Here is a 23691-nt window from a genome sequence, read left to right on the forward strand (position 1 = left end):
GTGTCGATGCGTCGGATAATCGTTTCACTCTGTGTGCTCCAGGCTTACTCCATTCCCACTTGGGCAGAAGAGCCCAGTTCCACGGACAAGGCTCCGCTGGAGTTGCAAGCCACCGATATCGTTGGGACCTCGGACTTCGAGACGGCACAGGGTCCGGTGAAGGGCTACCACGCCACCCGCTCCGCCAGCGCCACGCGTACCGACACCGCCATCCATGAAACGCCGCAATCGATCTCGGTCGTGTCCCGCGATGTGGTCGAAGACCTCAGCGCCACGCGCCTGCAAGATGCCCTGGATTATGCCGGCGGCGTCGGCAGGGGTAACAATTTCGGCGGCCAGGGCCTGACCACGTTTACCGTGCGCGGCTTCACCACCGGAGAGTTCTACCGCAACGGCTTCCCGATCAACCGCGGCTATCCGAACATGCCTGATGCCAACACCATCGAGCGCCTGGAGGTCTTGCGTGGGCCGGCAACCATGCTCTATGGCCGTGGTGACCCGGGCGGCACCTTCAACGTGGTGTCCAAGCAGCCGTTGGCCGAGCGCACGGTGACCCTGGGCAGCCAGGTCAGCGACCAAGGGATGCGTCGCGGCACCCTGGATGCGTCTGGCCCGTTGGATGATGAAGGCCGCCTGGCTTATCGCTTGAATGTGGTGGGCGAGGGCGGCGACACGTTTCGTGATCATGTCGAGACCGAACGTTATGGCGTCGCCCCTGTGGTCACCTGGCAGGTCAACGACACCACGCGCCTGACGTTCGAGGGCGATTTCATGCGCAACAATGCGCCCCTGGACCGTGGCCTGACGCATTACGCCGGCCAACGTGGCACCGCGTCGCGCGATACGTTCTTCGGCGAAAAAGACGCCGGCAAGCTGCACAACGACAACAACATGCTGCAGGTGCGTTTCGAGCACATGCTCAACGATGACTGGACCCTGGCCGGTGGTACCCAGTGGCTCGACGGCACCTTGCAGGGCAACGCGGTGGAAGGCAACGGCATCGCCGCCGATGGGCGCACCCTGGGCCGTAACTTCAACTACCGCAAGCTGGAATGGACAGACCGTGATACCCAGCTCAACCTCACCGGGCATTTCTCCACGGGCGGGTTCGAGCACACGCTGCTGACTGGCGTGGAGTACGAAGATTACGACTACAAGTCCATCATCCGGCGTTCCGCCGCCGGCACCGGCGCCTATCCGATCGACATCTTCGATCCGGTGTATGGCCAGCCGCGCCCGGCGTTGACCCGCACGCCGACCCATGACGAGGAAAACCTCAAGACCTTCGGCGTGTTCGTCCAGGACCAGGTGGCGCTGACCGAGCGGCTGAAGGTGCTGGCAGGCGCGCGTTTCGAGCGGTTCGAGCATGAGTACGAGACCTTCGTCCCCCAGGCGCGGCCCGGCAGCCGGAACTGGGACGTTACCGACAACGCGGTCACCCCGCGCTTGGGCGTGATCTACGACCTGACCGACACCGTGGCCGTCTACGCCAACACCGCCCGTTCGTTCAAACCGAACAACGGCGCCAGCCGCGAAGGCGGGGGATTCAAGCCGGAAGAAGGCAAATCCTACGAAGTGGGCGTCAAGTGGGAAGCGCCGGATCGCCAGTTGAGCGTCGATGCGGCGGTCTACCAGATCGAAAAACGCAACGTATTGACCCCCGATCCGCTGGACTCGACCTTCAACGTCGCCGCTGGCGAAGTGCGCAGTCGTGGTTTCGACTTGAACGTGGCGGGCAACCTGACGCCGGAGTGGCGTGTCATCGGCGGCTACGCCTATGTGGATGCCGAAGTGACCAAGGACGCCAATATCCCCACCGGCACTCGCTTGCTCAACGTGCCAAAGAACACCATCAGCCTGCTGAACGTCTACGAGTTCCAGGATGGCGGCCTCAAGGGGCTAGGCGTAGGCCTGGGCGCCAGGTACGTGGATGAGCGGGCCGGAAACACCGCAGCCACCACCTTCACCATGGACGACTACACCGTGGTCGACTTGCTCGGCTACTACAAGGTCAACGAGCGCATTCGCCTCAACCTTGACCTGAAGAACCTGTTCGACGCCGATTACGAAGAAGGCGCGTTTGGTGGCGTCTACGCTTATCCGGGCGCACCGCGGACGGTGCAGGCGGGCATCTCCTACACGCTGTAGATTCAAGGCTGCATAAAGAACCCCGAAGGTCCTGCCTTCGGGGTTTTGTTTTTTACCACTTGCCGGTGCTCATGCCACCGTCCACCGGCAGGATTGCCCCCGTGGTGAAGTCGGCTGCCGCCAGGTACAACACGGCGTCGGCGATCTCATCGATGGTGCCCACCCGACCGGCCGGGGCCAGGTTGTTGAGAAAGTCTCGGTGCGCCGGGTCATGCATTGGCGTGTCGATGATGCCGGGTGCCACGGCGTTGACCTTGATGTTGTGGGGCGACAGTTCCAGTGCCAAGGCGCGGGTCATCTGGTTGACGCCGCCCTTGATCAATACGGGCAGCGCCGCCGGCACCTGGATGTTCGGTTGCAGGGCCACCGAGGCGGAAATGTTGATGATGAAACCCTGCTGGCGACTGATCATGTGCGCAGCAGCGGCCTGGCTGGCATAGACGAGGCCCTTGAGGTTGGTATCGAGCAGCGACTCCAGGTCCTGGGGGCTGTATTCGACAAAGGGTTTGGGCAGGAAGAAACCGGCGTTATTGACCAGCCCATCCACCGCGCCGAACGCCTCGATGGCCTTGCCGACAAGGGCGCTAGAGGTCGCTGGATCGGCAATGTCGCCGGCCACGCCGATGAAACTCGTGGGATGGCCCAACTGCCCGGCGGCATCGTCCAGGCCGGATTGGGAGCGGGCATTGCCCACCACGTTATAACCGCGGGCCAGGAACGCCTTGACCAAGCCTAGGCCGATCCCGCTGGAAGCGCCGGTGATGATGACGGTTTTCTGATTGCTCATGATGTTGACTCCTGATCACGTTGAGTTGGAACCGCTGCGCCTGTGTGGGCGTTGGTTGTGATCAGGGTATTGATGCGCTTGGGTTTGATAAATGGGGGTTCTGGTACTTGAGTTGATACTTGGTGTAATCAATGAGTCGAATCCCCACAAGTCCTTGCGGGAACGGGTTGGCAGGCAGAAAAAAGCCCGGTCATTCGGACCGGGCTCGGCAGGTGAAGCCTTACTCCTTGGGCTTACTTCGATACTCAGTCGTCGTCATACCCGCATAACCCCAGTTATCGGTGTCGACTTCCTCGATCACGATATGGGTCAGGTGAGGGTCCTTGCCCAACACGCGCTGCAAGGTTTCGGTGATTTCGCAAATGACCTGGGCTTTCTGCTCGCGGGTAACGCCGTCGCGGGTAATACGCACATTGACGAAAGGCATGCTGCACTCCGGTGGGTGACATTTGCGCAGGAGAAGCCCGCGCAATCGAGGACCACTGTATTTATACGCCACGGCCTGATAAACAGGCATCGGGAATCTACAGTTGATACGCGGTGTAATGAATCATGAAGCGTCACTTCGAAGACTTGCAGTTAGGCAGTATCGAACTGTTCTGCCTGGCGGCCGAGGCGGGCGGTTTCACGGCGGCGGCGCAGGTAGCGGGCGTTACCCCGGCGGCGGTGAGCCGCTCGATCTTTCGCTTGGAAGAGCGCCTTGGTTCGCGGCTGTTTGTGCGCACCACCCGCAGCATCCGCCTGACCGACGCCGGCAGGACCTTTTTCGAGCAATGTCGCCAAGCGTTGACGCAACTGGTCGAGGCGCAGCAGGAAGTCATGGGCGCGCAATCGGTGCCGTCCGGGCAACTGCGCATCAGCTTGCCCACCACCTACGGCCACCATCGCATCCTGCCCTTGTTGCCGGCTTTTCGGGCGCTGTACCCGCAAGTGACGGTGGATCTGCATCTGAGCAATCGAAACATAGACTTCGTTGCCGAAGGTTATGACCTGGCGATACGGGTGCGAGCCCAGCCGGATTCGTCGATGATCGCCCGGTTGCTCGAAGACGCGAAACTGGCGGTGGTCGCGTCCCCGGATTACCTGCGCAGGGTCGGCACGCCGCAAACCCTGGAAGACCTCAATCTGCACGAGTGCATCCAATTCGAGCTGCCCAGCAGTGGTCGTCGTATCTCTTGGTTGTTCAATGTCGAAGGCAAGGAGAAAGAGGTGTTCGGGCAGGGCGGGTATTGCTGCTCCGACGATGTGCTGGGCGGGGTGACGCTGGCCAAGCATGGCGCCGGGCTGTTCCAGACCTACCGATTCATTGTCGAACAGGAATTGGCGGACGGGCGATTGGTGGAAGTGCTGGCGCCGTTCGCGGGGCGCTCGCGTCCGTTTACGCTGCTGTATCCCCATGGGCGGTATGTGCCGCAGAGGGTGAGGGCGTTTGTGGACTTTCTGTTGGAGCACCGACAGCAGTGGGCGTCGGATTGACGGCCCGCCATCCCCGTGGCGAGGGAGCTTGCTCCCTCGCCACACAGGTTTATGTCCGACTGTTAGAACCTAAACGCCTGACGCCCGATCAACAACCACTTGCCGTTCTGCTTCTGCCAGATCTGGAAGTTCTCGATTTCGGTCGGGACCACCTCGGTCCCCTTGAGCGCCTGGGCGGAAAAGTGGTTGCGTACCAGAGCCACGTCGCCCGACAGGGTGATTTTCTGATTCTTCATTTCCAAGGTCTTGAACGCGCTCTTGCCGGTTTCGATGTCGGCGATGAAGGCTTTCTTGTCCTGGATATTGCCGCTGGAATGACCGTAGGTCAGGTTCTCCGCGGCCAGGGCCTGGAGCTGGGGAATGTCCTTGTGCAGCATGGCTTGGGTCAGGTGGTCTACCGCCTCGGCCACTTCTTTTTCGGCCGGCGCGGGGGCGGCTGCGACGTAGCCGCTGAAGAGACAAACGAAACCGATCAGCAACGATGCTTTTTTCATGGGTTTTTCCTTGTTTTTGTAGGTATCAGGATCGCGAGCAATGTGTGCTCGTCGGTCATCGTACAACTTGTCAGGGGAGACTGGAATAGGGCGCGATCGATGTGGCGGGGGAGTTGCTCCCGCTGGGCTGCGCAGCGGCCCTGGAGCGGTTTAGAAGGTTATCTCAGGCTTGAGGCAGTTTTTGGGGCCGCTTCGCGACCCAGCGGGAGCAAGCTCCCTCGCCACAAGGGCAAACTGTGATAGATCCGCGAGTTGTCTATAGTCCCTCCCGAACCGCCCCGCGAATCCCCTCCAGCAACATCGAAAACGCCGGGTTGTCGTTGTCCTGACGCCATACCAGGTGCAACTCGCTCTGCACCCCTTCACCCAAATCAATCTCACGAAATACCACCTGCCTGAACGCCACGCTGGTCGCGCAACGCGGCACCAGCGCCAACCCCATGCCGGCGTTGACCAACGCCAGGATGGTCAGCGACGACCCCAGCCATTGTACGAACTGCGGGGCGACCCGGGCCGAGCGCAGCATGCCGGTGAGCAGTTCGTTGAAGGGCGGGTAGGCGGAGTGGGCATACATCAGGAACGGCTGCCCATCCAGGTCCTGCACACTGACGGTCTCCGCGTTGGCCAGCGGATGGTCTGCAGGCACGGCCAGGACAAACGGTTCGCGCACCAGGCATTCGGTGGCGTAGCCGGTTTCCAGCAGGGGCGAGCGGACGATGCCCAGGTCGATTCGCCGGGCGCGCAGGGCTTCGTGTTGCTGGTAGGTGTTCATTTCCGACAGGACAATTTTGACTTGCGGTTGCTTGAGCCGTGCCTCGGCGATGACCTTGGGCAAGAACTCATACACTGCGCTGCCGACGAAGCTGATAGTCACCGAACCGATGTCGCCCTGGGCAAAACGCTTGGCGGCGACGGCGGCCTGCTGCGCCTGTTGCAGCAGATTCTGCGCCTCGACGAAAAACGCCCGCCCGGCGGCGGTGAGGGCGACGCTGCGGGTGCTGCGGGTGAACAGTTCGACGCCCAGATGATGCTCCAGCAATTGGATCTGCCGGCTCAAGGGTGGTTGGGTCATGTTCAGGCGTTCGGCGGCGCGACGGAAGTTGAGTTCAGTCGCCACGGTGGTGAAGCAGCGCAGTTGGGCCAGCTCAAACATTGATTCAATCCCGGTATCAATCAAGTGCCAAGTTAGATTAGACGGTAACAATCGACGGCGTCCATCATCGGTGCGCAAACCTTCAGGAGCCCTTGCATGAAGATCAAACGCGTCACCGTGACCCCCATCGCTTTCCGCGACCCACCGCTGCTTAACGCCAGCGGCATTCATGAGCCCTTTGCACTGCGCTCGATCATCGAAATCGAAAGCGACAACGGCTACATCGGCCTCGGCGAGAGCTACGGCGATGCGCCGGCCCTGGCGATCCAACAGCAGGTCAAGGATCAGTTGGTCGGTATGGATCCGTTCAACCTCAATCAATTGCGGTCCATCGTCCAGGCCACCGTGGCGGCCCATAAGCCGGCCAGCGTTGCCGGTGCCGAATTGGCGCCGGGCTCACACGCAAGTAAAGCTGTCAGCAATGCCTATTCGGCCTTTGAAGTGGCCTGCCTGGACCTGCAGGCGCATTACCTGAACGTACCGCTGGTGGATCTGCTGGGCGGTGCGATTCGTGATGAAGTGCCATTTAGTGCCTATCTGTTTTTCAAGTACGCCGAGCACATCGATTCGCCGTACCCGGCGGACAGTTGGGGCGAAGCGCTGAACGAACAACAGATCGTCGCCCAGGCGCGGCGGATGATCGAGGAGTACGGGTTCAAGAGTATCAAGCTCAAGGCCGGCACCCTCGAACCGGAGCATGAGGTGGCCTGCATCAAGGCGTTGAAGCAGGCTTTTCCTGGCTTCCCACTGCGTATCGATCCCAATGGCAACTGGTCGTTGGAAACTTCGATCCGCATGGCCGAGCTGCTCGGGGATGACCTGCAGTATTACGAAGACCCGACGCCTGGGCTGGAAGGCATGGCCGAGCTGCACAAACGCACGGGCCTGCCACTGGCGACCAATATGGTGGTCACCGATTTCGACGAGTTCCGCCGCAGCGTCGCCCAGGACAGCGTGCAGATTGTCCTGGCCGACCACCATTATTGGGGCGGGCTGCGGGACACCCAGGTGTTGGCGAAAATGTGCGACACCTTTGGCCTTGGCGTGTCGATGCATTCCAATTCGCACTTGGGCATCAGCCTCATGGCCATGGCCCACGTGGCGGCGTCGGTGCCGAACCTGGATTACGCCTGCGACACCCATTACCCCTGGCAGGAGCCGGATGAAGAAGTGATCAAGGGCGGCAAGCTGCCATTTGTCGACGGCTGCGTGAAGATCACCCGGGCGCCGGGCCTGGGGCTGGAGCTGGACCGCGATCAGTTGGGCAAATTGCATGAGCAGTTCCTCAGTTGCGGCATTCGCCAGCGCGATGATGTGCGGCAAATGCGGCGCTACAAGCCGGATTGGAAGACGGTCAAGCCGAGGTTCTGACCCGAAGGCGAGGGGGCCGTTGTGGCGAGGGGATTGATCCCCGCTGGGCAGCGCAGCAGCCCCTTGGATTGTCCTGATGTACCGAGTTGTCAGGTTTTAGGGCCGCTTCGCGCCCCAGCGGGGATCAATCCCCTCGCCACAAGTTGGTAATACTCAGCACCCCCCCCCAGGCCACCCCACCGGCCCACACCCAAAGTACCGCGCCCGGCGGCATCGAGGTCTTAGGTCAAAACTGCCGCGCCGGGCCTGCGCTGCCAAAGCAGCCGGCAATCACCTCCAAGGCAGCGTATGACGCGCCCGGGTGCCTTTCGATAATCGCCTCCGACATCCCGTCCCCTGTTGCGGAGCGCGCCATGCACAACAATAAAAATACCTGCCTGCGTTTTTTGCCTGCGTTCATCGCCGGCCTCTCGACCCTCGGTTCGATGCCTTGGGCCCAAGCCGAAATCATGCTGTACGACAAGGACCAGACGACTTTTTCCACCGACGGCTACATCAACGCTTTCTACGTCAACAGTGACGTCGACCGCGCCGGGGAACAGTTCGATCGGCGCCAGTCGCGCGTCAAGATGGGGTTCTTGCCCAACTACCTGGGCTTCAACATGGGCAAGCAGGTCGATGACCTCAAGCTCGGCGCCCGTGCCTCGTTCTGGGTGACCATCAACGACAGCGAAACCAACGGTACGGACACCGCGATCGACGTACGGCAGTTCTACGGCACCGTTGCCAACCCGGAGTGGGGCGAGGTGCTGATCGGCAAGGACTTCGGCTTGTTCGCCCGCTCCAACATCCTGCTCGATGAGTTGCTGGCCGGTTATGGCCAGGTCAGCGACACCCTGGGGCTGGTGGACGGTGGCGGCGTGTCGTTCGGCAATATCGGCAGCGGTTATCCGTACCCGTTCCCAACATCGCAGATCACTTATCGCACCCCTGTCATGGACGGGTTGCGCGTGGCAGTGGGCATCATGGACCCGGTGGACACCAACGACAGCAGCGCCACCGGCAAGGCCTACCAGGAGAACCCGCGCACCGAGAGCGAAGTCACCTACCAGTTCGACCTGGGCGGGGCGAAGATCTACAGCTGGCTGAACGGCAGCTACCAGACCTCCGACAACACAGACTCCAGCGTCGAGTCGGTCACATCCAAAGGGCTGGGTTATGGGGTGCAGGCGAAGATGGGCGGGCTGTCGCTCACCGGCTCCGGTTTCCAGGCCAAGGGCATCAACCCGTTCTTCACCAACAATGCCGGCGAAGCCACGTTGCGCAACGTCGACAGCACGGGCTATCTGCTGCAGGGCTCCTACAAACTGGGCAAAAATCGCCTGGCGCTGTCCTACGGCAAGACCGAGGACGACGGCAACGGCTTGGTCGGCAGCGGCGCCGACTATGAGACGCGCGGAGTCGCGCTGTTCCATGACATCAACGACAACCTCAAGCTCGTGGCCGAATACAACCAGTTCGAAATCAACGGCCACGACACCAGCGCGCAGGATGAAGACACCGACACCTTCGCAGTGGGGGCGGTGTTGACCTGGTAAGGGCTACTTCATCCTGTGGCGAGGGAACTTGCTCCCTCGCCACAGAAGCGATCCATGCCAGGAAGGGTTTCGTGGCGGCCCCAACCGTGCGCATCGCGGTTGGGGCCGCCACGGTTCTCATCCCATGGAAGCGTCCACCCGCTACCCAAGTAGCATTCGTCGGCCGGGCGCGGGTTCGTACACTCAAGGCTCTATCACGCACCGTCGGAGGCGCAGATGCAGCAGGCCCAGAGCGAGGGCGTGGTCAGCGCCATGTCCCAGGCGACAGATGTGGAGCAGGTCGCCCGGGAACTGGCACGACAGTTGTTGCACCCGTACCTGGGGTTCGTGCTGTTTTTCTGTTCCGCCGAATACGATTTGCCTGCCCTGGCCAAGGCGCTGTCCCAGAGCTTCGGCGGGATTCGCCTGGTGGGCTGCACCAGCGCCGGGGAAATCACCCCGCAAGGGTATGGCCGCAATTGCGTGACGGCGGTGGGTTTCGATCACCGGCATTTTTCCATCGCTGCCGAGCTGATCGGCGAGATGGAGCACTTCTGCCTGATCGATGCCCAGCAGATGGTCGAGCGCTTGGCGAGCGGCTGTCGCAGCAACGCCTTGGCACCGATCAAGGGCCACAGTTTCGCCTTGACCCTGCTCGATGGCTTGTCCAGCCGCGAGGAAATGGTGCTCGCGGCGTTGAGCGCGGCACTGGGCGACATTCCGCATTTCGGCGGCTCGGCCGGCGATGACAATTACCTGACCCACACCCACGTCTACTTCGAAGGCCAGTTCCACAGCGGTGCCGCCGTGGTGGTGCTGATCAACACTTGGTTGGAATTCGAGGTGTTCACCACCCATCACATTTTGCCCCGACAAGAGAAATTGGTGGTGACTGGCGCAGATAGCGCCTCGCGGCGGGTCTACGAGCTCAACGCCGAGCCTGCCGCCGAGGAGTACGCGCGACACATCGGCGTCCCCGTGAGTGCGCTGGATTATCGGGTATTCGCCGCGCACCCATTGGCCGTGCGGATCAACGACCAGTATTACGTGCGGGCCATCCAGCAGGTCCACCCGGACCTGAGCCTGAGTTTTTATTGCGCGGTAGAGAACGGCATCGTCCTCACCGCCATGACCCCGGGGCCGTTGCTGCATAACCTGCAAGACCTGTTCGACGGCTTGCAGGCCCGCCTCGGGGATTTGTTGCTGACCCTCGGCTGCGACTGTTTCCTGCGGCGCCTTGAGCTGGAAGGGCGTGACGGCCTGGAACAGATTGGCCAGTTCCTGCGGGAGCATCGGGTGATGGGGTTCAACACCTATGGAGAACAGTTCAATGGCATGCACATCAACCAGACGTTCACCGGAGTTGCCATTGCCCGCCATCGCGTCCCCGGCCATCGCTGAGCTGCAGGCGCAGCTCGCCGCCCTGCAGCATGAGAACCACAAACTGCGGCGCATCAACGACGCGTTGATCGAACGGGTCGAATCCGGTGTGACCCGCGGCAACGACCCTTACGCGGCGTTCCAGCATTCGGTGGTGCTGGCCGAGCAGGTGCGTGAGCGTACCGATGCGTTGAACCAGGCCATGGCCGAACTCAAGGCCGGCAACCATTTGCTCGGCGAAGCACGGTTGCGGGCGGAGACGGCCCATCGGCACTTGATCGATGCGATCGAGAGCATTTCCGATGCCTTCGTGCTGTTTGACGAACAGCAACGGATTGTCTTGTTCAACAGCCGTTTCAAGGCGTTCTGGGCCCATAGCCGGGTGCGGATCATCGCGGGGATGCGCCTTGCCGAGGTCAAGCGCCTGATGACCGCCAACGGTTTGTTCAGCGAAGAAACCCGCGGCCAGCCTGACGAGCCGGTGCTGTATCGCTTGCAGAATGGGCGCTGGCTGCAGGTCAGCGAGCGGCCGACCCAGGAAGGCGGGCGGGTGATCCTGTTCACCGACATCACTGACGTCAAGCTCAGCGAAACCGTGCGCCGCGAGCAGGCTGTCGCGCAGAAATCCCATCTGTTGCAGCGCGCCGTGGACAACCTGTCCCAGGGCGTGGCGATGGTCAACGCCCAGGGTGTGCTGGAGCTGTGGAACCGGCGCTTCCTGGAACTCAGCGGACTGGCGCCGGTGGCGGCCCATCGGCCATTCAACGAGGTGATCGCCGACAGCGAATTGCGCCTGCTGACGCCGGCCAGTCGCGATGGCAATGGCCGGCTGATCCAGGAATGCGAGCAGCGCCTCAGCGATGGCCGGGTCCTGGAAATCCGCACCCATCCGTTGCCTACCGGCGGCTACGTCAACACCTTCACCGACATCACCGAGCGCTACCAGCACGCCGAGGCGCTGAGCGAAAGCGAGCGCTGGATCCGGCTGATCACCGACCACGTGCCGGCGCTGATCGCCTACCTCAATGCCGATCTGGTCTACGAGTTCACCAACAAGGTCTACGAGCAGTGGTATTGCTGGCCCCGTGGCGTGATGCTCGGCCAGAGCCTGCGCGAAGCCCACAGCGAACAGCATTACCAGCGCCTGGAAGCGTACGTGGCACGGGCGTTGGCGGGTGAGAGCGTGACCTTCGAGTTCGCCGAGACCAACATCAACAACCAGGAGCGCTACATGTTGCGCTCCTATGTGCCGAACCGCTTGGCCAACGGCGAAGTGGTGGGGATCTTCGTGCTGATCCGCGACATCACCGAACGTCGACGCACCGCCGAGGCGCTCCACCAGGCCTATCAGAACCTGGAACATCGGGTGCAGGAGCGCACCGCCGAACTGACCACCCTCAACGACCAGCTGCTGCGTGAGATCGACGAGCGCAGCCGGGTGGAGTTGCGCCTGCGCGAAGCCAAGCGCGAGGCCGAACGCGCGAATCTGTCGAAAACCAAGTTCCTCGCGGCGGTCAGCCATGACCTGCTGCAACCGTTGAACGCGGCGCGACTGTTCACCAGCGCCTTGCTCGAACGCCGCGAGCCGGTGGCGAACGCGCAGCTGGTGCGCAACGTAAGCAATTCCCTGCATGACGTGGAAAATCTGTTAGGCACATTGGTGGACATTTCCAAGCTCGATGCCGGCGTGATCAAGGCCGATGTCGCGCCGTTCGCCTTGTGCGAATTGCTCGACAACCTGGCGGCCGAATATTGCCAAGTGGCGCGCAGCGAGGGCCTGGAGTTGCGATTTGTACCTTGCTCGGTGCTGGTGCGCAGCGACATCCAACTGTTGGCGCGGATCCTTCGCAACCTGCTAAGTAACGCGCTGCGCTACACGCCGCAAGGGCGGGTCCTGCTGGGATGCCGACGCCACGGCAATTGTGTCTCGATCGAAGTCTGGGACTCCGGCATCGGCATCGCCCAGGATCGTCTCGAAGAGATTTTCCAGGAGTTCAAGCGCGGTGACGTCCAGCGTCCGGATCAGGACCGTGGCTTGGGCCTGGGGCTGGCAATTGTCGAGAAAATCGCCGGGATCCTCGGACACCGGATCCAGGTTCGTTCATGGCCGGGCAGAGGCTCGGTGTTCGCCATCGAAGTCCCCCTCAGCGCCACCGCGCCCAAGCCACTGCCTTGCCTGGAGATGAGCGAGCCGATGCTCGAACGCCTGCGCGGGGCACGGGTCTGGGTGCTGGATAACGATGCGGCGATCTGCGCCGGCATGCGCACCTTGCTGGAAGGCTGGGGTTGCCGGGTGGTGACGGCACTGTCGGAACAGGACCTGGCGCGCCAGGTGGATGACTACCGCGCCGACGCCGACCTGCTGATCGCCGACTACCACCTGGACCACGACCAGAACGGCGTGGACGCCGTGGCGCGGATCAACGCCTGTCGCCCCTCACCGATCCCGGCCCTGATGATCACCGCCAACTACAGCAACGAGCTCAAGCAGCAGATCCGCGAACGTGGGCATACGCTCATGCACAAGCCGGTGCGGCCGATGAAGCTGAAGATTGCGATGAGTCATTTGCTGGGCCAAACAACCAGCCGATGAGTCGAACCGCTTTTGTGGCGAGGGAGCAAGCTCCCTCGCCACGGGATTAGCGGCGCAGGTACGCCCCGAAATCAATATCCCCGGCACTGAGAATCGCCTGCACCCGGTTATGCACGTTGAGCTTGCGCAGGATCGCCGAGACGTGGGCCTTGACCGTGGTTTCGGCGATGTCCAGCGTGTAGGCGATCTGCTTGTTCGATTCGCCCTTGGTCATGCGTTCGAGCACCAGCAGTTGCTTGCGGGTCAGGGCCTGGAGCAGTTCGGGCGGGAACGCGGGGGTTTCGTTCAGGCGCCGGCCCGTCGGGCTTTTCTGGGTGCGGATGATGTCCGGCGGCAGGTACACGTTGCCATTGAGGATCTGCTCGATGGCGTCGGTCATCTGCGAGCGCGGCGACGACTTGGTGATGAAGCCCACCGCGCCATAGGTGATGGCCTGCAAAACGATTTGCTTGTCCTGTTCGGCGGAAACGATCACCACCGGGATGGTCGGCGCTTCGTTGCGCAGGTTGATCAGGCCATTGAGGCCGTGCATGCCGGGCATGTTCAGGTCCAGCAGGATCAGGTCCAGGTCGTCGTGTTCGCGGGTCAGCGCCAAGGCACTGTCAAGGTCGGCGGTCTCCATCACTTCGCTACCGGCGAAACCGTCGCTGATGACGTTGTGGATGGCTTCGCGAAACAGTGGGTGATCGTCGGCTATCAGGATTTTATACATGGCCATTCACCTCGTTATTGTCGTGTTGGGGCAGGTGCACGCAAATCGTTGCATCAGGGAAAAGGTTCGGGGCGGGCGGCTTGCAGGGGCAGGTTGGCCGCCTCCCAGGCGTCGAGGCCGTCGCGGTACCAATACACTTGTTTATAGCCCATGGACGCGGCGCGTTTTACCGCGTTCCAGCTCAACCAGCAATCGGAGCGGCAGTAAAAGACCAATGGTTGATCCGGACGTCCGGCGCTGGCCTTGCGCAGGTGAAAAGTGAAGTAATCCTGCCAGGTCGGTTCCAGCTCGCCATCGCCCGTATTGGCCAGCCACAGGCTGCCGGGAAGGTTGGCGTGGGGCTCGGTGTCGATGAAACGTCCCTGGACCCAGGGACGCCGATAAACGTCGATCAACACCGGGGCGGGAGTTTGTCCGAGCAGGCGCTGCAAGGCTTCGGTGTCGAGGGTTTGTGCGCCGTCGGCGGAGGCGGGCGTCGGGCTGCGGTATTGGGTAATGCGATAGCCCTGCGCAGAAAACAGCGCTGTGTCGGCCTGCGCGACATTCAGCGACAGGCCCAGCAAGACGATCGCCAGCAAACGGGGCATGGGATTTATCCTTTTTGTTATGCGCCCATTACATGCCAGGGTGGAAGTCTTGTGAATGCGACCATAGACAGGAAAACCAGTACTAAAGTCGTAATTTCAGGTGGCCTTGCGCAACGCCGCATGCTGCGGATTGAACGTCCACACCGCCAGCAGCGCGAACACCAGCGTCAACCCCACGCACACGGTCATCGCCAGCAGATTGAATTGCCCATACAACGCGAACCGCAGCAGTTCCACGGCATGGGTGAACGGATTCACCGCGCAGAGCCAATACAACCAGGGGCTGGCTTCGAGCATTTTCCACAGTGGGTACAATGCCGAAGACAGGAAAAACATCGGGAAGATGACGAAGTTCATCACCCCGGCGAAGTTTTCCAACTGCCGGATCGCATTGGACAACAACAGGCCCAGGGCGCTGAGCATCAACGCCACCAACAGCAGGGCCGGCAATGCCAGCAGCAGGCCCATGGCCGGCGGCTGGACGCCGTAGAGCCAGGCGATGGCGAGAAAGGCGTAGACCTGCAACAACGAGATCAGCGAGGTCGCAAGCAGTTTGCTCGCCAGCAGGAAGGCCCGGGGCAGGGGGCTGGTCAGGAGCACGCGCATGCTGCCCATTTCCCGGTCGTAGACCATCGACAGGGAGCCCTGCATACCGTTGAACAACAGAATCATGCAGGCCAGCCCCGGCACGATGTACACCTCGTAGGGGATGTAGGTGTCGTAGGGTGCGATGATGGCGATGCCCAGCGCCGCCCGGAACCCGGCGGCGAACACCAGCAGCCACAGCAGCGGTCGGACCAGGGCGCTGAGCAACCGCGTGCGCTGCAAGACGAAGCGCAGCCATTCGCGCATCACGATGCCGCTGAAACAATGCCAATACGCGCTCATGCCGCAACTCCCGAGGCGGTCAAACGATGGAAGGCCGAGCCGAGGCTGCCGCCGTGTTCCAGGCTGACCTCTTCTGCGCGACCGCTCGCGACCAGTCGCCCCTGATGCACGATCAGCAAGTCATCGCTGGGCTGCACTTCATCCAGCAGATGAGTGGTCCAGAACACGCTGATCCCCTGTTCCCGGCACAGTTGCCGGATGTGCTGGCCCAAGGCTTGGCGGCTGGCCGGGTCGAGGCCGACGCTCGGCTCGTCCAGCAGCAGCAGGCGCGGTTCGTGGAGCAGCGCTCGGGCGATTTCCACCCGGCGCCGATGCCCACCATTGAGGTTGCGCACCGGCTCGTGGCGCCTTTGCGTCAACTGCTGGCGGGCCAGCTCGGCGTCGATCCGCACGCTGCCCTGGCGCCGTGACATGCCATGCAGGGCGAGGTGATAACGCAGGTTTTGCTCGATGCTGAGGTCAAGGTCGAGGGTGCTTTGCTGGAACACCACGCCCAACTGGCGCAAGGCCTGGCGCGGTGACGTGCGCAGCGACTGGCCGCCGACCCGGATCTCGCCGCGCTGCACGTCATACAGGCGTGTCAGCAGGGCGATCAGCGTGGACTTGCCAGCGCCGTTCGGTCCGAGGAGTGCGGCGAAGTGTCCGGCGGGCACGCTGAAGTTGATCCGGCGCAGGGCTTCCCGGGCACCGTAGGCGAAGCTCAGGTCACTGACCTCCAAGGCGTTCATGGCGTCACCACCACGCCCCATGGATAACGTCCCACTTTCACCGACTTCAGCACCTTGCGGCTCTGCACGTCGATCACCGAGACATCGCCGCTCACACCGTTGGTCGCCAGCAATTGTTTCTGGTCCGGGGTGAACGCCAGTTGCCAGACGCGCCGGCCCACCAGCAGGTAATCCAGCACTTCGAAGGTCTTGGCGTCGATGACCGCTACATGGTTGGCCGGGCCAAGCGCGACAAACGCAAGCTTGCCGTCGGCGCTGAGCTTGATCCCCACAGGCTGGACTTTGTCCGGGTGCACGCCCTTGATCTGGAACGTCAGCGTCTTCAAGACTTGGCGGGTGGCGACATCGAGAATCGTCAACGTCCCGCCGATTTCCGCCGAGGCCCAGAGCTGCGTGCCGTCGCGATTGAATTCGACGAAGCGCGGCCGTTGGTCCACCAAGGTGTTGTCCGCCAAAGTCTGGGTACTGGTGTCGATCCAGTGCAGCATGTTGGTGGTTTCACTCGTATTGACCGCCCACTTGCCATCGGGGCTGACCGCCATCCCTTCGGGCTCGACGCCGACGCCGATCTGGCCGAGTACTTCGGAGGTCTGGGTGTCGATCACCGTGACCAAGGCATCGTCCTCATTGGACACGTAGAGCCAGCGATCATTGGGGTGGAGGGCGAATTGCTCAGGGTCCTTGCCGGAAGGCAGCTCCTTGATGATCTTGCGGGTGGCGACGTCCATCACCTGGACGCGGTCCGAATCGCTGGCGCAGATGTACAGCAGGCGGCTGTCATGGGACAGCAACAGGCCTCGCGGGCGTTGGCCTACCGGCAAGGTGTCGACGACTTCCAGGCTCTGCAGGTCGATCAGGCTGAGGCTGTTGTCTTTTTCGTTGGAGACCCAGGCGATGCTGGCGGAAGCGGGACCGGTAAGGAGCAGCGAGGCGCCCAGGGCGAGGGCTTGGCACAGCAGAGCCGGTTGGAGCAGGGGGCGGCGCATGGCGTTTTCCTTATTGTTGTTATCGATCAGGGGTAGCGACAGCTCACTTCGGGTCGGTCGAAGCCCAGGCTGTCCATTTCGTTGGAGGGATGCAGGAAGCCATCCTGGGGCGAGGTGCTGACCAGGGCTCGCGGCTGGACCAGGGGAATCGGTTGGCGCAATTGGCCGTTCCAGGGCCGGTAGCTGAGCTTGCGGCCCTTGAATCCGTCCAGTGGCAGCTGGTCGCCGAGGGCGAGTTGGCGGATGGCAAACGGGTTGTCCTCGCGCAGTTTGCTGACGGCGGCGGCGATGCTGCGCACAGCGATCCAGGCGGCGAAGTCGCGGTCGTTCATCCAGCGTCCGGCCAAGTCTTCGAAGCGTTTCTGCAATTGCGCAGCGCCGTAGGTCTCGACAGTCTTGTGCCAACCGGTGGGCGTCAGTCCTTGGGTGCCGGCCACCGGGCGCGGAAACCAGGTCTGGTAGGGCACGTATTCGCCGAAGTCGCCGCGCTCGTCGGCCACCAGCACCACATCGTATTCGGCGGTCTGGGTGAACAGCGGCATTTCGGCCTGGGCGCTGCGCCGCTGGTCGTTGTCGAACTGCCAGGCCTTCTCGGCAACGATCTTCAGGCCGAAGCGCTTCATGGCCCGGCGCAATGCGGCGGCGTATGCCTGGTCTTCAGCTGTCTGGCCGACGATCAGCAAGGCCCGCTGCCATTTGCGCACGATACTGAACTGCACCAGGGCATCGGCGAGGGTCGCGCGGTCGGGCAGGGTGTGCAGCACGTTGCCCAGGCAGTCGCTGGTGCGCAGGCTGTCGTCGGGGCTGCCGGCATTGAACAACAGGCTGTCGGGGAGAGCGGCGCTGAGTTGGCGCAGGCTTTCGCCCGGCGCATTCACCACGAACAGACGCAGACCTTGCTCATGCTGAGCGCGGGCGGCGTGGAGCAGCGCTTCGGGGCTGTCGACGGTGGCGCTGTCGAGGCGGTAGTCGTGCTTGAGGAAGCGTCCGGTGCTGTTGCTGTCGATGATTGCCAGCTCGGCCCCGCGTAGCCCGGCATCGGTGGGCTCGGCGATGACATTGGACAACAGGGGGCCTGGATCGGGACGGTAACCGAGGTAGCCGATGCGCACTTGCAATGGCACGGTCTCGCCTGCCTGGGCGGTTGCCGCGGCCAACAGATAAACCAGGGCGTAACTGACAAGCCGGCGCATGACGTCCTCCATTGCAGGTAGCGCCAGCATAGGAAGGCCAAGGCCGCGGGGAAATATGCAGAAAGTACCGCCGGGGCAGTACCAAGGTAGTAGCTCGGTCCGGGCGCCGGGGTTTTAGGATGCCTGTATCGTCATTCATCAGGGAGCGGACAGGTCATGCGGGTTTTAAAGACGCTGCTGTTGCCTTTATTGCTGATCCTGAGTTTGATTGGGGTGGATCGGCGTGCCCCGGCCCCACAGGGGATCGGTGTGAGTCAGGGTGCGGAGCGCTAGCCATGTCAGCCCTCTGGCGAATCAACCTCTGGGTCACGGCGTTCTTCTCCCTGGTCACCCTGGCCTGTGCAACGCTGCTGTTGCACCAGGCCACGGCCGATGTGACGCGCGAGCTGCGATCGGCCGAGTCGGTGGTGCATTACCTGCGCGAGACCGCCCAGCGTGATCCGGCCAGCCTTCAATCGCGGCTCACCGGCAGCCTGCGTCACGTGCGGGTGCGTTGGTTGGCCGCCGGGGAAAATTCGCCGACTCAAGAGCCCGGCTTGAATGCCTGGCTGGGGCGTCGGCTTCTGCGCGACGGTCCTGCCGCCCAGGTTGTTGAGCTGCAGGACGGTCGTCGAGCCTGGATCGCTGTTGATCCCCGGGACGAGGTGGATGAAATCCTCGATTCCCTGATGCAACTGCTCGGTGTTTGCGCAATGGCCTGGCTGTTCAGCCTGCTGGCAACCCGTTGGGCGGTGCGCCGGGCCATGCGTTTGCTGGACGATTTGCTGCGGGCGCTGCAGCAAGTATCCGCGGGCGACCTGCACGTGAACCTGCGGCCCGAAGGCCTCTCGGAAGCCCAGCAACTGGCGGAGCATTTCAATCGCATGACCGCCGCCCTGGCCCAGACCCGGGCGGACAATGCCCGGCTGACCCAGGCGTTGCTGGCGGTGCAAGAGCAGGAGCGCAGATCCCTTGCGCAAACCTTGCACGACGATCTGGGCCAATATGTGGCGGGCATTCGCGCGCGGGCCTGTCTGCTGCGGCTGGTGATCCATCAGCCACCTGCGCTGGAGCAGACCGCCGGCGAGTTGGAAGAACACTGTGACCATTTGCAGCAAGGCTTTCGCGCCTTGGTCAACGACTTGTACCCCGTCGTGCTCCAGCATTTGCCGTTGGGCGAGGCCATCGAGTTGTTGGCCCGGCAATGGCAGGACAACCACGGCATCGCCTGCCAGTTGCGGGTCGATGGCGCGATACCGCCATTGGCCGGGTCGGACAAAGCCCACCTGTACCGCCTGTTGCAGGAAGCGCTGACCAACATCGCCCGGCATGCCGATGCCAGCCAGGTGCGGATCCGTATGCAGCACCGCGCCGGTCGCCTGCGGCTTTGGGTGCGCGATAACGGACGCGGTGCCAAACAGCCCGCCCGGGCCGGCGTGGGCTTGCATTCGATGGCGGAACGGGCTCGCAGCCTCGGCGGTGAGCTGCGAGTCATGAGCCGGCCCGGCGCGGGGTGGGCGCTGGACTTGAACATTCCCCTGGAGGCGTCATGAATATTTTGTTGGTGGATGACCACGCCGTGGTCCGGCAAGGCTACGCCAGCCTGTTGCGGGCACTGATGCCGGAGCTGCAGGTTCGCGAAGCCGCTTCGGGCGAGGAGGCGTTGAGCCAGGTGCAGGAGCAAGTGCCAAACCTGGTGATCATGGACTTCGGCCTGCCGGGCATCAGCGGGCTGGAAACCACCCGGCGCCTGCGTCAACGCTTGCCACAACTGCGGGTGCTGTTCTTCAGCATGCACGACGAATTGCCGTTGGTGCGCCAGGCGCTGGAGGCGGGCGCGGCGGGCTATCTGACCAAGAACTCGGCACCGCAGGTGTTGGTGGAGGCGGTGCGGCGGGTGCTGGCCGGCCATGCCTACATCGAGCAGGCCCTGGCCACTCAGTTGGCCTGCGCCACCAACCGCCACGACAGCGATCCGCGCCTGCAATCGATGACCCAACGAGAGTTGGAAATATTCGTCATGCTCGCCAAGGGCACCCCCGCGCGGACCATTGCCGAACAGCTGTGCATCAGCGCCAAGACCGTGTCCAACCACCTGACGTTGCTCAAGAGCAAGTTGCAGGTCAGCTCCCACGCCGAGTTGGTGCATTTGGGAATTGATATGGGGGTGGTGCGGGTGGCGGGGTGAGTCCCTGACTTGAAATGCCAACCAATTGTGGCGAGGGAGCTTGCTCCCGCTGGGGTGCGAAGCGCCCCCAAGGCCGGCGCCTCGGTGTGTCAGGTTAATTGAGTCGTACAAATTGGGGCTGCTTCGCAGCCCAGCGGGAGCAAGCTCCCTCGCCACGGGGCTTCATTGTTCCCAAGACGTTGGGCACCCGACACACCCCTGCATATTCGCATCCTGGAAATTTCCGTAGTGCTGCCGCGAACCCGTCAGGTTGGCCTGTTCCAGATTGCTTTCGCCGAGTTTGACCTCTTGCAGATTGGCATCGCGCAAATCGGCGCCCTTGAGGTCGGCCTTGCTCAGCCAGGCCATTTCCAGGTTGGCGGCTTGCAGGTTGGCGTTGTGCAGACGGGCGCCGGACAAGCGGGCGAACTCAAGATAGGCCGCCGTCAGGTCGGCCCGCTGAAACTGCGTGCCCTGGGCAAACAGGCCCCAACCCTGGATCGCCTTGAGCTTGGCGTCGCTGAAGTCCGCCAGGCGCAGGTTGCTTTGTTGCAGGCTGGCGCGACTCAGGTTGGCACCCTGTAGCTGGGCTTTTTCCAGATTGGCCAGGTCCAGGCGGGCGTGACGCAGGTCGGCGTCGCGCAGATCCGCGCCGGCGAGGTTCATCTTGCGCAGGTCCTGGTTGGCGAGGTTGGCGCCCCGCAGGTTGGCGCCGGGGCATTGGCTGGATTCGGCGATGGTGCAGCCGTTGATTGTCAGAGGGATGTCGGGGTCATCGGCATGGGCAATGGCGCCGATGAACAGAAGCAGTAATGGCAAAAATTTCATGGCAGGTACTCGGTGTTAACTGTGGGAGCGGGATTGCTCGCGAAGGCGTAGTGTCAGTCAATACCAAGGCTGGCTGGACCACCGCTTTCGCGAGCAAGCCCGCTCCCACAGGGGACTGGGGATTGCTTCGGGTTATTTCTGCGCTGTCGCCTTATCCCAACTCGGGATCTTGAACACCCAGAACGATCCGCCCTGGGCCACCGGCTTGGTCAGTTCGGCCATGTCGCCGCCCCACAACGGCACCGCGCCGCCATAGCCGACGGTCACACCGATGTACTGCTCGCCGTCCTGCTCCCACGTAACGGGCGGGGAGACGATGCCGCTGCCGGTCTGGAACTTCCACAGCTCCTTGCCGGTTTTCGCATCGAAGGCCTTGAAGAAGCCGTCGCCGGTGCCGGTGAACACCAGGTTGCCCTTGGTCGCCAGCACGCCGGCCCACAGCGGCAGGGGTTCCTTGTGCTCCCACACCACTTTGCCGGTGGTGGGGTTCATCGCCCGCAGGCTGCCGACGTGATCGTCATACATACGCTTGATGCGGAAACCCATGCCCAGGTAGGCCGAGCCTTTCTTGTAACTGACTTCCTCGGTCCAGTATTCCTCTTTCCACTGGTTGCCCGGTACGTAGAACAGCCCGGTGTCCTGGCTGTAGGCCATGGGATTCCAGTTCTTGCCACCGAGGAATGGCGGCGAGACCTCCACCGGTTTGCCCTTGGTTTCACCTGGCAATGGCTTGGCCGGACGCTGGCCAGGGTTCTCCACCGGGCGACCGGTCTTCAAGTCGATATGGCTGGCCCAGGTGATGTTATCGACGAAGGGAAAAGCGTTCTGCAGCTTGCCGTTGTTGCGGTCCACCACATAGAAGAAACCGTTGCGGTCGGCGTGGGCGGTGGCCTTGACCACCTTGCCGTCCTTATCTTTGTAGTCGAACAGCACCAGCTCGTTGTTGCCGGAGAAGTCCCAGGCATCGTTGGGGGTGTGCTGGTAGAACCATTTCACTTCACCCGTGCTTGGATCGACACCCACTTGGCCCGAGGTGTAGAGGCTGTCGTAGTCATGGGGATTGCCGTCCTTGGCCGTGCGCGCCCAGGTGTTCCAAGGGCCGGGATTGCCCGCCCCGACGATGATGGTGTTGGTCTCTGGATCGAAGCTGGCGCTCTGCCAAGGCGCGCCGCCGCCGTGGCTCCAGGCCTCGACCTTGCCGGTCTCGGTGGTCTTGTCGTCGGGCCAGGAGGGCGCCTTGACGTCACCGGTCGGCGTGCTGTCCTTGCCATTGAGACGGCCCATGTGGCCTTCGACGAAGGGGCGCATCCAGACTTCCTCGCCGGTGTCCGGGTCACGGGCGAACAACTGCCCGACGACACCGAACTCGTCGCCGGAACTGCCGTGGATCAGCAGGACCTTGCCGCTGGTCTTGTCCTTGATCAGCACCGGGGCGCCGGTCATGGTGTAGCCGCCGGCGTGGTCACCGAACTTCTTGTTCCACACCACTTTGCCGGTGTTCTTGTCCAGGGCGACCACCCGGGCGTCGAGCGTGCCGAAATAGATCTTGTCGCCATAGATGGCCGCGCCCCGGTTGACCACGTCGCAGCACGGGCGAATGTTGTCCGGCAGCCGGTGGTTGTAGGTCCACAAGCGCCTGCCGGTCTTGGCGTCGAGGGCGAACACCCGCGAGTACGAGCCGGTGACGTAGACCACGCCGTCGCTGACGATGGCTTGGGATTCCTGGCCGCGCTGCTTCTCGTCGCCGAATGAATAGGACCAGGCCGGGGTCAGCTTGAACACGTTCTTGTCATTGACCTGGGCCAGTGGGCTCCAGCGCTGGGCGTTGGTGCCCATGCCGTATTGCAGCACGTCCTGGGTGGTCAGGTGGTCGTTGGCGATGTCTTCCCAGCTGACGGCGGCCTTGGCCTGTGGGCTCAGGGACAGGCTGCCGGCCAGCAGCAAGGCAACAGTCAGGGACGAGAGGGCAGGGAGCGTTTTTATTGTCATGGTGGGATTTCCCAGTGAGGTTTTGGCCTGACTAGGGTCGGGTCTCACCACCCACGACCGATACGGAAAAAGTCCCGCCCTTGCCGGGAAGACTTCCCAAGCCGCTTGTCTTTGCGACTTGCGTCGGATGGCCTGCTACCAAGGAACTAGACCCCGGCCACCAAAGCAGCATTCGGCTGGTGGCAAGCGGTTCCTAAGATGACGGCACGGCCTCTGCGAAGAGGTCTTGCGTGCAATTTCGAGGGCATAACAATGACAACAAAACGCAACGCCATCATCGCTACCGCATTGCTGATAGGGCTGACCGGCGCAGGCTCCGCGTGGGCCCATGGCAACGTAGTGCCCCAGGCAGTGGAAACCAAGGGACTGACGCCCATCAAGGACACCAACCTGCCGTTGGATGCCGATGGCTGGGCCGCACAAAATCCCTATCGCAATTCTCCTGAACGGGACAAAGCCGTGGAAATCGGCGCCTCGGCCTATAACCAGAACTGCGCGGCCTGCCATGGCCTGGAGGCCAAGTCCGGCGGGATCGCCCCGGACCTGCGCAAGCTCGACGCCGCCGAAGTCGGAGACGAATGGTTCGTCGAACGCGTGCGCCACGGCGCGGTGCGCGACGGCCGGGTCTACATGCCGAAGATGGCCGACTACCTGAGCCAGGAAGCGCTTTGGGCGGTGCGGACCTATCTGGACAGCGTGCACGTCGAGGAGTGAT

General features: G+C 62.6%; 21 protein-coding genes. 9 read left to right on the forward strand and 12 right to left on the reverse strand.

Annotated features, from left to right (window positions below):
• Positions 1–6: 6 nt before the first annotated feature.
• Positions 7–2148: a TonB-dependent siderophore receptor gene (locus J3P79_RS12555; protein ID WP_434610993.1), complete on the forward strand. Its 2142-nt coding sequence runs from the start codon at positions 7–9 to the stop codon at positions 2146–2148.
• Positions 2149–2200: 52 nt separating this feature from the next.
• On the opposite strand, the gene J3P79_RS12560 is transcribed toward J3P79_RS12555, so the two are convergent.
• On the reverse strand, positions 2201–2935 hold the full coding sequence (locus J3P79_RS12560; RefSeq protein ID WP_434610997.1) for an SDR family NAD(P)-dependent oxidoreductase: 735 nt from the start codon (positions 2933–2935) through the stop codon (positions 2201–2203).
• Positions 2936–3155: 220 nt separating this feature from the next.
• Positions 3156–3362, reverse strand: a complete 207-nt coding sequence (locus J3P79_RS12565) for a tautomerase family protein (RefSeq protein WP_434610999.1) — start codon at positions 3360–3362, stop codon at positions 3156–3158.
• A gap of 125 nt (positions 3363–3487) precedes the next feature.
• On the opposite strand from J3P79_RS12565, the gene J3P79_RS12570 reads away from it, so the two are divergent.
• Complete coding sequence (locus J3P79_RS12570) at positions 3488–4411, forward strand: LysR substrate-binding domain-containing protein (RefSeq protein ID WP_434611001.1); 924 nt, start codon at positions 3488–3490, stop codon at positions 4409–4411.
• 62 nt (positions 4412–4473) lie between these two features.
• Here the strand turns inward: J3P79_RS12570 and J3P79_RS12575 are convergent, their stop codons facing one another.
• Together J3P79_RS12575 and J3P79_RS12580 are read right to left on the reverse strand one after the other, a co-directional pair.
• Positions 4474–4905: a nuclear transport factor 2 family protein gene (locus tag J3P79_RS12575; protein WP_434611004.1), complete on the reverse strand. Its 432-nt coding sequence runs from the start codon at positions 4903–4905 to the stop codon at positions 4474–4476.
• A 256-nt stretch (positions 4906–5161) separates the two neighbouring features.
• A complete protein-coding gene (locus J3P79_RS12580) occupies positions 5162–6058 on the reverse strand; it encodes a LysR substrate-binding domain-containing protein (protein WP_434611006.1) in 897 nt (298 codons plus the stop codon).
• 96 nt (positions 6059–6154) lie between these two features.
• On the opposite strand from J3P79_RS12580, the gene J3P79_RS12585 reads away from it, so the two are divergent.
• From J3P79_RS12585 to nahK, 4 genes are all read left to right on the forward strand, one after another.
• Complete coding sequence (locus tag J3P79_RS12585) at positions 6155–7429, forward strand: glucarate dehydratase family protein (protein ID WP_434611009.1); 1275 nt, start codon at positions 6155–6157, stop codon at positions 7427–7429.
• 353 nt (positions 7430–7782) lie between these two features.
• Complete coding sequence (locus J3P79_RS12590) at positions 7783–8967, forward strand: porin (protein WP_434611011.1); 1185 nt, start codon at positions 7783–7785, stop codon at positions 8965–8967.
• Positions 8968–9183: 216 nt separating this feature from the next.
• Entirely contained in the window at positions 9184–10347 is a 1164-nt protein-coding gene (nosP, locus tag J3P79_RS12595; protein WP_434611013.1) for a nitric oxide-sensing protein NosP, read from the forward strand.
• Positions 10277–12919 (forward strand): hybrid sensor histidine kinase/response regulator NahK/ErcS', encoded by a 2643-nt coding sequence (nahK, locus tag J3P79_RS12600; RefSeq protein ID WP_434611015.1) that lies wholly within the window; start codon positions 10277–10279, stop codon positions 12917–12919. The genes nosP and nahK overlap by 71 nt, the downstream gene beginning before the upstream one ends.
• Positions 12920–12965: 46 nt before the next feature.
• On the opposite strand, the gene J3P79_RS12605 is transcribed toward nahK, so the two are convergent.
• The 6 genes from J3P79_RS12605 to J3P79_RS12630 form a co-directional block, all read right to left on the reverse strand.
• On the reverse strand, positions 12966–13631 hold the full coding sequence (locus J3P79_RS12605) for a response regulator transcription factor (RefSeq protein ID WP_039588789.1): 666 nt from the start codon (positions 13629–13631) through the stop codon (positions 12966–12968).
• A gap of 53 nt (positions 13632–13684) precedes the next feature.
• Positions 13685–14218 (reverse strand): PQQ-dependent catabolism-associated CXXCW motif protein, encoded by a 534-nt coding sequence (locus J3P79_RS12610; protein ID WP_434611017.1) that lies wholly within the window; start codon positions 14216–14218, stop codon positions 13685–13687.
• Between the two features lie 96 nt (positions 14219–14314).
• Positions 14315–15106, reverse strand: a complete 792-nt coding sequence (locus tag J3P79_RS12615; protein WP_434611019.1) for an ABC transporter permease — start codon at positions 15104–15106, stop codon at positions 14315–14317.
• Positions 15103–15834, reverse strand: coding sequence for an ABC transporter ATP-binding protein (locus J3P79_RS12620; RefSeq protein WP_434611021.1), 732 nt, complete (start codon positions 15832–15834; stop codon positions 15103–15105). The genes J3P79_RS12615 and J3P79_RS12620 overlap by 4 nt, the downstream gene beginning before the upstream one ends.
• Positions 15831–16820 carry a YVTN family beta-propeller repeat protein gene (locus tag J3P79_RS12625; RefSeq protein ID WP_434611023.1) on the reverse strand — a complete coding sequence of 330 codons (990 nt, stop codon included), beginning with the start codon at positions 16818–16820 and terminating at the stop codon, positions 15831–15833. Before J3P79_RS12625 ends, J3P79_RS12620 begins: the two co-directional genes overlap by 4 nt.
• A 26-nt stretch (positions 16821–16846) precedes the next feature.
• Positions 16847–18013 carry an ABC transporter substrate-binding protein gene (locus J3P79_RS12630; RefSeq protein WP_434611025.1) on the reverse strand — a complete coding sequence of 389 codons (1167 nt, stop codon included), beginning with the start codon at positions 18011–18013 and terminating at the stop codon, positions 16847–16849.
• Positions 18014–18288: 275 nt separating this feature from the next.
• Here J3P79_RS12630 and J3P79_RS12635 point away from each other — a divergent pair, with 275 nt between their 5' ends.
• Both J3P79_RS12635 and J3P79_RS12640 read left to right on the forward strand, forming a co-directional pair.
• The gene (locus J3P79_RS12635; protein ID WP_434611027.1) at positions 18289–19545 is read left to right on the forward strand and encodes a HAMP domain-containing sensor histidine kinase; all 1257 of its coding nucleotides are present in this window, start codon (positions 18289–18291) and stop codon (positions 19543–19545) included.
• The gene (locus J3P79_RS12640; protein ID WP_198726615.1) at positions 19542–20180 is read left to right on the forward strand and encodes a response regulator; all 639 of its coding nucleotides are present in this window, start codon (positions 19542–19544) and stop codon (positions 20178–20180) included. The genes J3P79_RS12635 and J3P79_RS12640 overlap by 4 nt, the downstream gene beginning before the upstream one ends.
• 162 nt (positions 20181–20342) lie before the next feature.
• Here the strand turns inward: J3P79_RS12640 and J3P79_RS12645 are convergent, their stop codons facing one another.
• Both J3P79_RS12645 and exaA read right to left on the reverse strand, forming a co-directional pair.
• The gene (locus tag J3P79_RS12645; protein ID WP_434611029.1) at positions 20343–20987 is read right to left on the reverse strand and encodes a pentapeptide repeat-containing protein; all 645 of its coding nucleotides are present in this window, start codon (positions 20985–20987) and stop codon (positions 20343–20345) included.
• Positions 20988–21119: 132 nt separating this feature from the next.
• Positions 21120–22976 carry a quinoprotein ethanol dehydrogenase gene (exaA, locus tag J3P79_RS12650; protein WP_434611031.1) on the reverse strand — a complete coding sequence of 619 codons (1857 nt, stop codon included), beginning with the start codon at positions 22974–22976 and terminating at the stop codon, positions 21120–21122.
• Positions 22977–23228: 252 nt separating this feature from the next.
• Here exaA and pedF point away from each other — a divergent pair, with 252 nt between their 5' ends.
• The gene (gene pedF / locus J3P79_RS12655) at positions 23229–23690 is read left to right on the forward strand and encodes a cytochrome c-550 PedF (protein ID WP_434611032.1); all 462 of its coding nucleotides are present in this window, start codon (positions 23229–23231) and stop codon (positions 23688–23690) included.
• Position 23691 lies beyond the last annotated feature (1 nt).

Source organism: Pseudomonas sp. R1-7, assembly GCF_051132105.1.
GTDB lineage: Bacteria > Pseudomonadota > Gammaproteobacteria > Pseudomonadales > Pseudomonadaceae > Aquipseudomonas.